Origin of the sequence: Salibacterium qingdaonense, from assembly GCF_900114715.1 — a bacterium.
Taxonomy (GTDB): Bacteria; Bacillota; Bacilli; order Bacillales; family Marinococcaceae; genus Salibacterium; species Salibacterium qingdaonense.
On the sequence record NZ_FOTY01000011.1, the window covers coordinates 43,802 to 57,896 of the forward strand.

Genomic DNA, 14,095 nt, shown 5'->3' on the forward strand with positions numbered 1-14,095 from the left:
ATGCTTACATTCGAAGAAAAAATGGAAATACTTGATGGATTCCCGGAGCTCACGATGAAAGAAGTATCGCTCGGCCGGGTGAATTACCATTATGAAGACAGCGTGATTGATAAAAAAAATGTCGTCTACCACCTTCATCCAAACGGGAACGGTTTCGTCTATGCCGGACAGATCCACGGCATGAAAACCGATGAAAAAGGGATGGTCAACATCCGCGAATACAGCGCCGAGGGGCTGCGCGAGATCGTTTCTGCAGCGATTGAATCCATGTCGCCGCAGGAAGACCCGGAAGAAATGACGATGGAAGAATGGACGAATGAAAACGACCAGGTGCTCGTTATCATGAAAGAAGACGGCGGCTGGAACATCTACGCCGGGCTGGAGCTTGAAGGAGCCTTCAACACCTATCCCGAAGCCGCCGACTTTCTCGAAAAAGAAGGATTCACGAGAGCGTAGAATACGAAGGATAAAAAAATAATCCGAACGAGGGATACGGCATGCTGTGTGCTGTTTCCCTCGTTCGGATTTTTTCGTGGCTCTGTTCAAATGGAGTACTTTTTCATCCGCAGCCCTGCACGAAAGCAGGTGGAGCGTTCGCTTTTCATTTAATGGGATTTTATGAAGATTACAGACAAGAGGTGCGGAGAAATGTCCATAACCTGAAAATAAGGGACAGGTTGAATCGCGTGACACAGAAAAATGTCCAGTATATATAAATAACAGACACTTTCCGCCAGCAAGTCCAGTAAGTGTCCAGTAAAAGAAAATACTGGACACTCTGGTGCTGGTGCTGTCTATAAAAACCATCCTATAGCCCACAATAGAGCTGACACCGGAAAATTGTGACACTTAGACTGATTCTACGGGTTCCTTTTTTGGCCAACTGACCGAAATGTGACGTTTAGCGGCAGGCTGCGCGTCACTTTTTCGTATCCTACGGGCCATTGTGACGGTTACACACAAGAGGCACGGGGAAATGTCCCGTCTATAAACAACAGACACCGGCGTGAAGGGACAACTGGACGAGTGCTGTGCATTCTGCGGTGACTGAGGCTTGCTGTGTTACCAACTCCTGCACCAAAAGACTCGAATAACGAATCGTCTGGGTCTTTTTTATACTTGGACTTCTTTTAGATTCTGTTCTTTTTTGTTCTTGAGAAAGGCTTTTTGGTTCACGAGGAAACAGGCGGTGCTCATCACAGCGAGGAGAAGAAATCCGATGGCGTAAGCCCCGGTCATGTCGCGCACGACGCCGAGCAGAATCGGTGGGAAAAATCCGCCGAGTCCTCCGGCTGCACCAACGATGCCGGTGACGGTTCCGGTCGCACTTGGAAAAATACTCGGAACCATCTTGAAGACAGCACCGTTTCCAACCCCGGACGCCGCCGCAAGCAGCAGACTGGCGGCCGTCATGAGCATCATGTTTTCCCCGCCGATGGCAATCCCGGCTCCACCTGCCGCGACCGTGAGAAACACCCCTGCCAAAATAGGCCCCGGAGCTAATTTATCAGCAGCAAACCCACCGAGCGGGCGGATGAACGTGGCGAGTATAATAAACCCGGCCGTCCGACGTCCCGCATCCACTGCCGACAAGTCAAACACATCAGTGAGCAGCGTCGGCAGGTACACGCTGAACGTCACAAAGATACCGAACGTGACGAAATAAAACAGCGACAGCGTCCACGTATGTTTGTACGTAAGCACCGACAGTTCTCCTTTTACGGTGCGGGACGTATCCGCACTCGGCGTTTCCGGAGTGAAAAACCAGAGGAGCACCGCCATCGCGGCAATCGGCAGAATCAACGACCAGAATACCCACTCAAGACCCGCGGCAAGCGCAATCATCGGCAGCGCCAGACTGGCCGCGGCCGTACCCGCGTTACCGAGCGCATTGATGCCGAGCGCGGTCCCCTGCTTTTCTTTCGATGTCCATTTCGAAACAAACGTCATCGATACCGCAAATGATGTACCGGCCATCCCGAGGAAAAAAGCACAAACGAGAAGCGCTGCGTACGAATCCACAAATCCTGCCGCGGTGAGCGGTACAATCAGAAACAAAAGCAGCAGCGTATAGACTTTTCTCCCTCCGTACTTTTCCGTCAGAATGCCAAGCGGTACCCGCATCACCGAACCAAGCAGCACCGGCACCGCGGCGAGCACACTTTTTTCTGTGGCGGACAGGTTGTACGTCTCCCCGATCTGATTGATCAGCGGAGAAAACGCCCCCCACACCATAAAAGCCACCGTCATTCCAATCGTCGTCAACAGCAGCAGACTTCCTCCAGCACGTTTTTGTTCCATTGCCGGATCCCTCCTTCCTTGTTGCCCGGCTCTTTACTTATAGAGTCTGCCATAGTATTCCGGAACTGTAAGGGAATTAGGAAGGTTTTCTATCAATAAATCTGCATTTACGGTACATGTTTTATGGCACGTGCTGAATGATGACACGTAACCGCTGAAAAAATATTAATTCTATTAAAAGAGTATGGGACAAAAGTAAAATAGGTGGAGGACAACACGAATGTCTTGCATCCTTGCTCAACAGTCGAATGGTAGCGGAGTCAAAATGCTTCGACTCCTGCGGGAACAGCACGAGTCTCAAGACCCCGCAGGAAGCGATTTTCTTCCGAGGATTCCGCGAGAAGCGCCAGCGAATCGATGTCGCCCTTGTGCTCTGGAGTAAAAGCGAAGCATTTTGGCGCAGCGGTTTGTCTCAGCAACGAAAAATGCCGAACGATTTTTTAAAATCGTTCGGCATTTTTCTATCTTATAGAGGTTTTGTCCCAGACTCTTTTTCATTCTTACGGTATTGCATTATAGGCATCGTATTCTTTTACATCTTGTAATTTTTCGGAAAATCCGTCCGTGTCAATATAGAAGTATTGCCGTATAATGGTTTTCCCATTTTCCAGCTCATAAGCTATACTCACAGATTGTTTGGATGCTCCTTGTTCCTCTTCAGGACGATGATCAATAATCGCCTGATGCAGCTGCTGAACGTCATCCAGGTAAGCATCCGATGTACTGTACAGATTTTGATAATCTGCCGGGTGTGATATAAATTCTCCAACATACACACTCTGTACGGAGTCACTGTCCGGGATCGTGGATTCATAGCCAAATACATCGTAATGCAGCATCGCACCTGCGATAATAATCACAACAGCGTACCCGCCGTAACCGATGAGAGCTCTACCCCGGAACACCCTCCATGTTTTTTTCAAAATCATTTCCGCAATGAAGTACCCGGCAGCCGACCCGAAAACGTATCCGAAAATTATCCAGCCTGTATTATCATTTTGACTATAAAAGACGCTGAACGTCAGCATAGCACAGAATGTCACACCGTACTTAAATATGGGGCGCAGCACACGGAACGTGATCGCTTCCGATGCGGTTTCTATCGGACGGAGTTTGTATAAGACAAGCGCAGCAGCTCCAAACAGTACCGCCGCAGCCGCGTATCCCGCTAACTGCCATGCTGTTTGTTGATTTTCTACTATGTTAGATACAAACAGAAGCGGCGAAAAAGGTACGATGGCTTCCATGGCACTGATGTTAGAAGATGGAGCACCATATAAATAGAAGGCAATAGTACCATTAATAAGGGTGTACATGCCGGCCGGCAGTATAAGCAGAATCATGGTTATGATACCGGTCGCTATCGACATCCCGACAGCCATTCCCACAAATACTGTAAAGAGAAAGAAAAAAACACTCATAATGAGGAATGCTCCGGCCCATGACCAAATCGTTTGAGGGGTTAACTCATTGAATTCAGGATACATCCCGGCAATCACTTGTGCCGCTCCTGCAGTAATGAGTAATGGCGCCATGATCAAAACCAACCCGGTCAACACTTGATTGAAAAAAAGGCTTTCTCTGCGTACCGGCAGACTGTGCATCATGTCGGCTGCATCAGGAACCTGCAGGTATCGAAACAGAAACATGCCGGTTAAAATACTTCCGCCGACAATGACCGGAAGTTCTGTTCCATTGGAAATCTGGGTCATGGTAGTAACATCTTCCGGGCCATACCAATCGTCGGTAATCCTTATCATTCGCATGGGAACGATGAATATCCAACCTATTAAAATAACAATGCCGATCCAGCCGAATTGTTTAAAATTCTGTTTTTGTATTCCGGGATTAAAGAAGGACACTTTCGATGTCATAGCCGATGCCTCCCATCTCGTAAATGAAAATTTCCTCGAGCGTCAGCGGCAGCAGGTCAAAGACGCGCGGCTCATACGGTTTGAGCTGCTCCTCTATCGCTTCGCGGTCCCCGCGGACGATAAGCAGATAGACGCTTCCGCGTTTCTCTTCGTGAAGAATGTTCAGTCCGGCAGCGGCCTCTTCTTTTGTTTCGTCTGAGTCAAAGGCGGCCTGGACTTTATGTGTGTCGGTCTTCAGCTCATCGAGTTCTTTTTCGATGCGCAGCGTGCCGTTATGCATGATGCCGACCTGGTCGCAGATGTCTTCGATTTCCCGGAGATTGTGGGAGGAAATGATCACCGTCACGTCCCGCTCTGCGATATCCTGGAACAATAGATTCTTAATCTTCTGACGCATGACCGGATCGAGTCCGTCAATCGGCTCGTCGAGAATAAGAATCTCCGGCATGGCGGAAAGGGCGAGCCAAAAGGCGGCCTGGCGCTTCATTCCTTTCGACAGCCGTTGGATTTTTCGTTTCGGATCAATCTGGAACACCTGCTCCAGCTTTTGATAACGCTCTTCGTCCCAGTTTGGGTAAAACGAGCGGTAATAGGCAGCCATTTGCTTAATGGAAGCCTGCGGCAGAAAATACGGATTGTCCGGGATAAAAATCACTTTCTGTTTCTTTGGTACATTTTCATAGACCGGTTCCCCGTCTATCTGAACCGTTCCTTCGTCCTGCCGGTAAATGCCTGCGAGTATCTTCAGAAGTGTTGTTTTTCCGGCCCCATTTGACCCGAGCAGACCGTAAATATGCCCCTGTTTCACCGACAGATTCAGATCATGGACAGCGTCTTCTTTTTCAAACGTCTTCGTGACATGCTGCACGTCAATCACGATGGTCTCCCCCTTCCTGTTCTGCTTCCTCAAACCAGCGCAGCAGCTCCTCTTTCGTCAGTCCCATGTAGATGGCTTCTTTGAGAAGAGGCCGGAACTGGTCTTTCATCTCTTCCAGCTTTCGGTCATTGGATATCCAGTCGGTCGGTGCCACAAAATACCCCTTTCTGCTTGCGGAATACAGAAATCCCTGCCGCTCCAGTTCGCGGTAGGCTTTCTGAATGGTGTTCGGATTGACCGTCAGTTCCTGTGATACGTGACGCACCGACGGTAGTTTTTCATCCGGCCGTAACACACTGGTCACAATGAGTTCCTTGATATTATCCATCAGCTGTTCATAAATCGGCTTCCGGCTCCGCACGTCAAGCTCGAACAAATCATCCCCTCCTCTGCTTTACCGATTTGTATGCCTGGTGTGTTTTCTGTATTATATTTATTAATACAATTGATAGTATAATCGTTCTTTTATCTGTTGTAAAGATATAATTTCCATTTCATTTCAGAAAAAAAGTTGATGACTCATCACAGGCCGGCGGCAACAGCTGATCCACCTGCAAAATGTGGGCGCAATCGGTCGTGAGGCGCGCTCTAGCGACCAGTTCCAAGCCGCATCACAGAACAAACGGCCCCTGGGCATCCCCCAGGGACCGTTTCCCTCCTGCTCCAGCGAGTAACTAGCTCTTTGCACCGCCCTAGCGACCCATTCATTCCCCATTTGCGCGTAATTTGGTCGTTAGCAGAAACCGCCGGCAATCGTCACAAAAAAGCCCCGGCCGGCACGCTGAAGGTTGCGCGTGCCGGCCGGGGCCCTGGACCGGGCGATACGGTCAGGCGTTGGCTTTCTGCATTTTGCGGTACAGGTCCTGGTAGGCTTTTGATTCGGCGTCGCGGCCGAGATCAAGATAGATTTTAGAGAGCCAGCGCACGGGTTCGGGATCGGTCGTGTTCATTTCCATTTCCCAGCTGAAGCAGTCCACGGCCTGGTCGAGCTGGTTGAAATCATACAGCATCTCCCCAAGTTCACGCTGCTTTTCGGGGTCATCGTGGTAAGCTTTCATTTTCTCCAGCTGCTGGAGGACCGGGGAGGCATGCGACTTTTCCCGGATCGGCGCGAGCCACGTGATGACGTCCTGAAGCGGACGATCCGAAAGAAGTTCATTCACACACAGCTGCAGAATTTTCTCTGCTTTCCGGGGCTGGTTGTCATACATGGATGCGATGTAAAGAGGAAGGTCATCCAGCCGCGCGCCGGATGTTTTCAGATCCATCTTCTCCAGCATATCTTCCAGAGCAGCCTCTTGTTTCTCATTAAGAGACATATCGTGCTGCTGAAGGAGCCGCAGGGTGTTTTCCAGGTCATGACGGGACAAATAAATGGATAGCAGATCCTGAGGAAGCCGCTTCATGGACGGCACTTTAGCATACAGGTCGTTTAAAATCAGCTGCTGCTCCTCTTTGTCGTAATACAGATGGAGCCACTGCAGCAGTTCGTCGTAATAAGCGTCGCCGCCTTCCCGCTGGATTTGATCGATCATCAGCGAAAACGCGTCGACCCAGCGCTTTTCTTCTTTCAGGAACCGGAGAAGCTGCGCTGCGTTTTCCGGATCTTTGCGTCCGTAATAGCAGGACTTTTCCATATAAAGGGGGTCTTTTTCCCATAATTCCGGTTCCATCCTCTGATACATATCCTTAAAGGTGGAAAATTCCATATCGTTTGCCAGCTGTTTGACCCAGCTGTGTTTTGGTGTGAAATCCATCAGCACCCGGATAATCCGGTAACCAAGAAACAGCTGGCCGGTGCGCCGGTGCTGGTAGTAAAACGACTGGATGTCCTGAAACAGATCTTTTTTGGACACGAACGCATCGAAAAAGGTAAGCATACGGGCGGTTTCCTGATAGGTGTGCTGGCTCTGGAACTTGCCGCGGAGCTGGCTCAGACCGCGCTTTGGAAATGACGTTTTATCCGACAATACTTCCCCGATGAACGGATGCGGTGCCTCATAGACCGCGCCGTGCTTCACGGCTTTTTCAAGAAACGAACGCCGCCGCACGTGATGGGCTTTCATGGTCGTAAGATACTCATTTTTGAAAAAAATCATGTAGTAAACCTGTCCCGTTTTATCCCAGGCTTCTATCATTTTGCCCTGCAGAAATACGATGAGCGAGGCGGGACGTACCGTCGTCTGTTTTTTTCCATCGGTGATAACGCATTCGGTTTGGTTCATTTGAAAAACCTCCCTTAATATAGTAAATCACGTACAAAAAGAAGCAGCCGCGCGCGGAACTGCTTCTTTTTCTGAAGTCACGTCCGCAGCTGGTCCGCTTCAAATACAACGCCCAAATCCTCTCGGATCCGGTCGGTCTGACGCATCACCATCTGCGAATCGTGCCAATGTAATGAAGTTGTATCATTCGTATCACAGGCACCGATAAACGCTGCCGCTTCGTAATACATATCCGGATGCTGCTGGTTGATATCCACCGTTTCCGGTTCTCCTTTCACCGGAACAAACGTCAGATGCTCCATCTCATGGATGGTGTCGATATAGAGGGTGCCTTTTTCCCCTTGAATCTCACTCGGGCTGTTCGACGCTGTGATTTTCGAGTAGGCGGCCACCGCATCCATGCCGTCGTAGGAAAGAAGCACATTCGTTTGGCCGTCCACGCCGCTCTCGAGTACGTGGCCGGACGCCTTCACCTCTTCCGGTTCCCCGAACAGGCGCTGAAGCGGGTGCAGGCAGTACACACCGATATCCATCGTCGCCCCGTTTGAAAGCGAAGGCTTGAACGCGTTCAGGACCTCTCCGTTCAGGTAGGCATCATAGCGGCTCGAATACTGGGAAAAATGGAAGACGGCTTTGCGCACCGTGCCGACTTTCGGCAGCCATTCCTGCAAGGTTTGAAACCCGGGGGTATAAAGGTTTTTCACCGCTTCCATGAACACCACGTCGTGTTTCTGCGCGGTTTCAATCAGGTGACGGGCTTCCTGCTCATTGCTGCAGAGCGGTTTCTCGCAGATGACATGTTTGCCGTGCTCCATCGCCGACGCGGCCTGCTCGGCGTGGTACCGGGTCGGGCTTGCGATGTAGACCGCATCCAGTTCATCGTCACCAAACAGGGCTTCAAGATCCGAATAATATGTACCGGCTCCCGTTTTGGCCGCGAAATCCCGGGCCCGTTCTTCGTCTCTGGAATACACCGCATGCAGACAGAACGCATCCACGCCGCGTGCCGCATCGATAAAGGCCTCTGTGATCCAGTTCGTTCCGATCGTTGCCATCTTCACCGCCGGCATCCCCCTTTTTGTCTCCAGTTGTCCTTATTATACTATACTCAAGAATGTTTATCACGTATTCTTCTGTATTCAGCGTAACGTATTTCAGGTTCATATAAAAGGGCAGAGTATTCAGCCGCCGGTCTCTTGTGATGGGGGTGGTAATATGAAAAAGAATAAAAGGAATCAAAACGAAGATAACGAGAGAAAAAAGAGACTGCTGTTGGATAATATTTTTACAAACGGCATCTTTACCTTTTTGACATTTCCGGGTAAAGCAGTGGAAGATCCTAAAGAGTTCTTTACCATTCTGGCGGTCATCCTGCCTGTTTTAGGCGGTATGTTTTGGTTGATTCATCTTTTCTGGTAAACAAGAGTCAGCGCAGTGTATTCAGCGAAAAAATAAAATACGAGATATAGAGAACGACACCGGTTAAGAGAATCTGGATGAGGAGAAGCGGTACGAGAAAAAAGATAGAGTAGAACGTACTGACCCACAGCACAATCAGTGCGGTCCACTTGGTTTTGAGCGGAAGCGCCCGCTGCGTCCGGTACTGGTGGATGTAGGTGCCAAGCCATTTCGTGCGCAGCAGCCGGTCGTACAGCTTCTGCGATGATTTCGCGTAACACCAGGCGGCGAGCAGGAGAAACGGCGTTGTCGGCACGAGCGGCAGCACGATACCGATCAGTCCGAGCACAACACAGAGACTGCCGCTGAAAATGAGGAGTGTTTTTTTCATCGACGTAATCATGGTTTTGCCCCTTTAATATGTATCATTTATACATATTATAGTTCGGCGCAGGCGTTTCGTAAACCAGACAGCGGTTAGAGACATTTTTCTTCTGCTTTTGTCCGTAACCCGTCGATGATAGACAGTTTGCCTCTCATTTTGTCCTGTATCTTTTTTTACTGGACACTTCTTCCCGCAAACTTGAGGAAAGTGTCCGGTATCCTGATATAATGGACACTTTAAACCGGGAAGTGTCTGTAAAAAAACCTGCCGCCCGAAAGGCAGCAGGTTCCACTTATAAAGAGGGGAGAAGCGCGTCGAGGGTGGTGTCTTCAAGCGAATCCAGCCGGCGGTCGTGGTGCCCGAATGCCAGGGTTTCGGTCACTTTATTCGGTACAATCACGCAGCGCATGCCGGCGCGTTCGGCAGCGAGGGCGCCGTTGACGGAGTCTTCAAATACGACGCATTCTTCCGGCCGGACGCCGAGGCAGGCGGCGGTTTGTTCGTACAGCGCCGGATCCGGCTTCACGTCCTCTACATCATCCGAGGTCCGGATGCAGGAGAAATAGTCAAACAGCCCCAGGTTCTTAAGGTGCATGGACACCCAGTCCAAGTCGGAACTTGAAGCCAGGCCGACCGCGAGTCCCCTGTCCCGCGCTTCGCGGATCCGGGCTTCTGCTCCCGGAAGGGCCGGTTCTCCGTTCACCCGGTCCAGAAAACGTTCCTTAAACTGCTCGAGAAACATGTCCTGCTGCACCATCTTCCCCGTACGAGACGCCAGATAATCGGCCGGCGTGAATCCCGTCGATGTGCCGATTTCCTGCTGCCACACCTCGAGCGGCAGATCGGTGCCGTACTCTATGAACAATTCCTGCAGCACATCGAACTGCCTCGTTTCGGTATCCATGATCAATCCGTCAAAGTCAAAAATAACTGCTTTTACGTCTTGTCCCATGGGCTACACCGACTGCGGATGGCTGCCGCTCACCATATCAAGATCGGCCGCTGCCGCGTTTGATGCGACCTGGTCCGGGTTCTTGCAACCCGGTATCACGGTGGTCACCGCTTCATGCTTCAAACACCAGGCGAGCGCCCACTGCGCCATCGGTACGCCTTCGGGTACTTCGTTTTTCGCCAGTTCTTCGACCATTTCAAGCGTCCGGCGCGTCTCATCCTTATCGTGGCGGTGACGTACGTCATTGTCCGCAAACTGCGCGCCCGGCTTGTATTTCCCGCTCAGGTAGCCGCTTGCCATCGGTACGCGGGCAAGGACGCCGAGATTCTGTTCTTCGGCAGACGGCAGTACATCTTCTTCGGGAGAACGGTCGAGCCGGTTGTAGATGACCTGGATGCTTTCCGCTCCGGCGTCGGATGCGTTTTTCGTCTGATAGCTGTCTTCTTTTTTCCCGATGGAGAGGCCGATGTGACGGATTTTGCCTTCCTGCTTCTGCTTATCAAGCATCGTCCACAAGGCGTCGTTGCCGAATTCTTCCCCAATGCCGGTATGCATCTGATATAAATCGATGTAGTCGGTGCGGAGCGCGCGCAGAGAATCCTCGAGCTGCCGGCGTACGTCATCCGCTGAGAAATGACGGGTCCGTTCATACAAATCGTGAAACTTGTGTCCGAATTTCGTCGCCAGCACCCAGTTTTCCCGGTCTTTCTCTGTGGCGCGTCCGATGAATTCTTCCGACAAATGATCGCCGTAGCATTCAGCCGTGTCAATCAGGTTGATCCCTGTTTCTCTCGCCTTATCAAAAATAGCATCGACTTCCGGCTGGGTGTAGTCTCTGCCCCATTCGCCGCCGAACTGCCACGTTCCCATGCCGATGACAGAAACATCCATGCCGGTTTTTCCTAATGTACGGTACTTCATGTATAGATCCTCCTTTTTTCACTCCTGCTTTTTCTATTATAAGGCAAACTGCCGTGGAACGACAGTCACGGCATCTAGCTGGTTTATGACCGGTGGCAGGTGGATGGTGGCGGGGAGCGGCACGGGAACCGTTTGTGGTATCTACGGAGTGCGTAAACGTCACTCGGTATCGGTTCCAGTTACGTTTACACCACTCCCGCCTCCCGTAAACGTCATTAGAAATCTCTCCGGGTTACGTTTACGCCTCTTACCGCGGCGCAATCGTAACTCGGCAGCCCTGCCTCACGCCGGCAGCCTCTCTGCATGCAATGATTGAATGGCTACGTTCATTGTAGATTGGCTCCAGCGACGTTTCCCGCTGCTCCGGGACCCCTAAACGCAACTCGGAACCTGCCCCAGTTGCGTTTGCACCTCTCCCGCCTCCCGTAAACGTCATTAGAAACCTCTCCGGGTTACGTTTACGCCTCTTACCGCGGCGCAAACGTAACTCGGCAGCCCTGCCTCACGCCGGCAGCCTCCCTGCATGCAATGATTGAATGGCTACGTTCATTGTAGATTCGCTCCAGCGACGTTTATCGCTGCTCCGGGACCCCTAAACGCAACTCGGTATCCGTTCCAGTTACGTTTGCACCTCTCCCGGCTCCCGTAAACGTCATTAGGAACCTCTCCGGGGTACGTTTACGCCTCTCCCCCCGGTACAAACGTAACTCGGCAGCCCTGCCTCACGCCGGCAGCCTCCCTGCATGCAATGATTGAATGGCTAAGTTCATTGTAGATTGGCTCCAGCGACGTTTCCCGCTGCTCCGGGACCCCTAAACGCAACTCGGAATCTGCCCCAGTTGCGTTCACACCACTCCCGGCTCCCTTAAACGTCTTTAGAAACCTCTCCGGGTTACGTTTACACCTCTCACCCCGGTACAAACGTAACTCGGCAGCACCTGCAGCAACCTGAGGCGGCTAAAACTGAAACACGACGATCTGGTGGCCGCGGACTTCGGGTATCGTAACGCTCACCGCGCCTCTGTCATATGAAAAGGACAGCTTTTCTTCCGAGGGGGCAAGGTACACCTGCTGCGGCGTTTCGTCCACCCGGTGGGACACGGTTATTCCGTACAGCGGAATGACATCTTCGAGCACGTCCAGCCCTTCCGCCCGGCGCTGGTGGATGTAGTGCAGTACGTGAAGCATCCGGCGGTTCTTATCCGGCTGGTCATTGATCGTGATCTGCGCTGTGGAAGGGAGATTTGTCTTGAGAACCGGTTCAGGGAGCAGAGCATCGATGCACTGCGCCGCGAGCTGTTTGTACGCGCGGGTTCCATAGCGCCGGTACGATTCAAACACGGGATGAGCCAGATACATCACCGCCCCGTCCCGAACGATCGCCGGATCAGCTGTGACGTCATCCACCGGCGTATGAAAGTGGGACATATACGTCGTCCGGGTGCGGTTGAAATAGGGGCGCTGCACATAAGCCAGCACATCGGCACCGGGGGAGGCTTCCACCCTGCTGCCCCGTTCATAAAACACCTGCGCCGTATCCGGCAGGTCTTCAAACGCGTCCGCCATATTTATGTAATCCGGGGAATACGGCAGGTCCCCTTTATACTGCAGCCCGGCCGGAACCTCCCGTACCCCGGCTTCATTCAACCCGGAACGGTGGGACAGAAGAAGCTTGCCGCCCTGCTTGATAAACGCGTTGATCTTCTCCAAAAGCGTATCGGAAAACGGGACATGGTCCGGCGCGATAATCAGCCGTACCCGTGAAAAATCCGACGCTTCATCCAGGAGGCAGAACGGACGCCGCAGCTCTGTGAGCATGCGCATCGCCCCTTCATCGCTGAAGCTGGACGGTTCGTTTGCCACCCCTTCGGATACCTGGGACATCAGCACACCGATCTCATCTGCCGGACGCACGTCCCGGCACCATTCTTCTTTTTCTGCCGCTTGTTTATACACATCCCCAATCAAACGATACGTTTCCTTATCAAGAGCGCCGCGCGGATGAAGCTGGTCACCAATCACGCAGCCCGCGCCGTGCGCCATCATCAGAAAACATTCATACTCAAGCGCCGCCTGATTTTTCAGACTGCCAAAATCCCCCCACATCGTGTGAAACCGTCCGGTCATGCCGGTAAAAGGACTGTTGAGCGTTTTATAAAACGCGGCATACAATGGAAAATGATTGTATCCCCAGAGACCCCCGGGAAGCGATTCGATGTCCACATGCGTCATCCATGCCATTTCCGGCCGGATTCCGGCTTCTGCATTCCTATCCAGCCGAACACGCCCGTTGAAAAAAACCGGCAGATCCGGTTTCACAGCGTGAACGGCCTCTTCCAGCCGCTCCATCGTCTTTCGTTCTGTAATCAGACTATGCCGGAGCAGATCTTCTGTATCTTCCGGATCCATCCCCAGCACATCCATCTGCTCGAGACAGTACGGACATACGCAGCCCGGTCTCGTCTGGTGGACAATATCGAAAAAAACACCATCCAGATGATAACCCCGGACAAACTCCTTTGTATGCGTTTCCAAATAATCGACATAAGGACTGTTCATGCAGAGCCACTTCCAGCCCGCGGCATCACGGTTATCTTCGCTGCCAAGAGGCGTTTTCCCAACCAGCTTTCCGTCCCGGTCCACCTGGCGCCAGTCATTATTCTCCGCCGCAAGCTCGTCCCACACTATCGTCGTGTACACCGGCACCCGGATACCGCGGGCGTGACAGGCGTCAATCATTTCCCCAAGCATATCCCGCCGCAGGGACGGATGCTCCGTACCGATGCGGGTCGGATAATAAGAATACCCGTGATGGCACTTTGCAAACACTGTGACGGAATCGATAAAACTATCATGCAGCACGTTGGCAAACGCTTCCGGATCAAAATCCCGCCCCACATCCGGAATGTGCGGCGACGTATGAAAATCCAGATGCACCTGCCGGAAGCCAGCACTCATTCGACCCACTCCTTTCCATTTTACAGTCTCCCCTCTTACTTCAACTTGTCTCTCCTGTTTCCTTTAAAAAATTTTTATATGTGCAACAGGATATGAAAGACCTCCTCTTCGTTTTCCATTGCCTGCATGTTGAAACTCGAAATTAAGTATTCCATTCGTTTCTTTCCATAAGCCGCCGAATGGAATTTCTTAATGAAAAGAATG

The 14,095-nt window shown here is 51.7% G+C and carries 12 protein-coding genes; 2 read left to right on the forward strand and 10 right to left on the reverse strand.

Annotated elements, in window-relative coordinates; genetic code table 11:
- The gene (locus tag BM058_RS10095) at positions 1-456 is read left to right on the forward strand and encodes a hypothetical protein (protein ID WP_090926917.1); all 456 of its coding nucleotides are present in this window, start codon (positions 1-3) and stop codon (positions 454-456) included.
- A gap of 657 nt (positions 457-1,113) precedes the next feature.
- Here BM058_RS10095 and BM058_RS10100 read toward each other — a convergent pair.
- From BM058_RS10100 to BM058_RS10125, 6 genes are all read right to left on the reverse strand, one after another.
- Positions 1,114-2,301, reverse strand: coding sequence for a nitrate/nitrite transporter (locus BM058_RS10100; RefSeq protein WP_090926918.1), 1,188 nt, complete (start codon positions 2,299-2,301; stop codon positions 1,114-1,116).
- Positions 2,302-2,801: 500 nt separating this feature from the next.
- On the reverse strand, positions 2,802-4,175 hold the full coding sequence (locus BM058_RS10105; protein WP_090926919.1) for a hypothetical protein: 1,374 nt from the start codon (positions 4,173-4,175) through the stop codon (positions 2,802-2,804).
- Complete coding sequence (locus tag BM058_RS10110) at positions 4,150-5,052, reverse strand: ABC transporter ATP-binding protein (RefSeq protein WP_090926920.1); 903 nt, start codon at positions 5,050-5,052, stop codon at positions 4,150-4,152. Before BM058_RS10110 ends, BM058_RS10105 begins: the two co-directional genes overlap by 26 nt.
- Positions 5,045-5,428 (reverse strand): GntR family transcriptional regulator, encoded by a 384-nt coding sequence (locus tag BM058_RS10115; protein WP_090926921.1) that lies wholly within the window; start codon positions 5,426-5,428, stop codon positions 5,045-5,047. Before BM058_RS10115 ends, BM058_RS10110 begins: the two co-directional genes overlap by 8 nt.
- 451 nt (positions 5,429-5,879) lie before the next feature.
- On the reverse strand, positions 5,880-7,277 hold the full coding sequence (locus BM058_RS10120; protein ID WP_090926922.1) for a tetratricopeptide repeat protein: 1,398 nt from the start codon (positions 7,275-7,277) through the stop codon (positions 5,880-5,882).
- Positions 7,278-7,354: 77 nt separating this feature from the next.
- Positions 7,355-8,332 carry a Gfo/Idh/MocA family protein gene (locus BM058_RS10125; protein ID WP_090926966.1) on the reverse strand — a complete coding sequence of 326 codons (978 nt, stop codon included), beginning with the start codon at positions 8,330-8,332 and terminating at the stop codon, positions 7,355-7,357.
- A 160-nt stretch (positions 8,333-8,492) separates the two neighbouring features.
- Here BM058_RS10125 and BM058_RS10130 point away from each other — a divergent pair, with 160 nt between their 5' ends.
- Positions 8,493-8,696, forward strand: coding sequence for a hypothetical protein (locus tag BM058_RS10130; RefSeq protein ID WP_090926923.1), 204 nt, complete (start codon positions 8,493-8,495; stop codon positions 8,694-8,696).
- A 7-nt stretch (positions 8,697-8,703) separates the two neighbouring features.
- Here the strand turns inward: BM058_RS10130 and BM058_RS10135 are convergent, their stop codons facing one another.
- From BM058_RS10135 to BM058_RS10150, 4 genes are all read right to left on the reverse strand, one after another.
- Entirely contained in the window at positions 8,704-9,078 is a 375-nt protein-coding gene (locus BM058_RS10135) for a YbaN family protein (RefSeq protein ID WP_090926924.1), read from the reverse strand.
- Between the two features lie 274 nt (positions 9,079-9,352).
- Positions 9,353-10,012 (reverse strand): HAD family hydrolase, encoded by a 660-nt coding sequence (locus BM058_RS10140; protein ID WP_090926925.1) that lies wholly within the window; start codon positions 10,010-10,012, stop codon positions 9,353-9,355.
- A gap of 3 nt (positions 10,013-10,015) precedes the next feature.
- A complete protein-coding gene (locus BM058_RS10145; protein WP_090926926.1) occupies positions 10,016-10,933 on the reverse strand; it encodes an aldo/keto reductase in 918 nt (305 codons plus the stop codon).
- A gap of 957 nt (positions 10,934-11,890) precedes the next feature.
- On the reverse strand, positions 11,891-13,891 hold the full coding sequence (locus BM058_RS10150; RefSeq protein ID WP_090926927.1) for an alpha-L-fucosidase: 2,001 nt from the start codon (positions 13,889-13,891) through the stop codon (positions 11,891-11,893).
- Positions 13,892-14,095 lie beyond the last annotated feature (204 nt).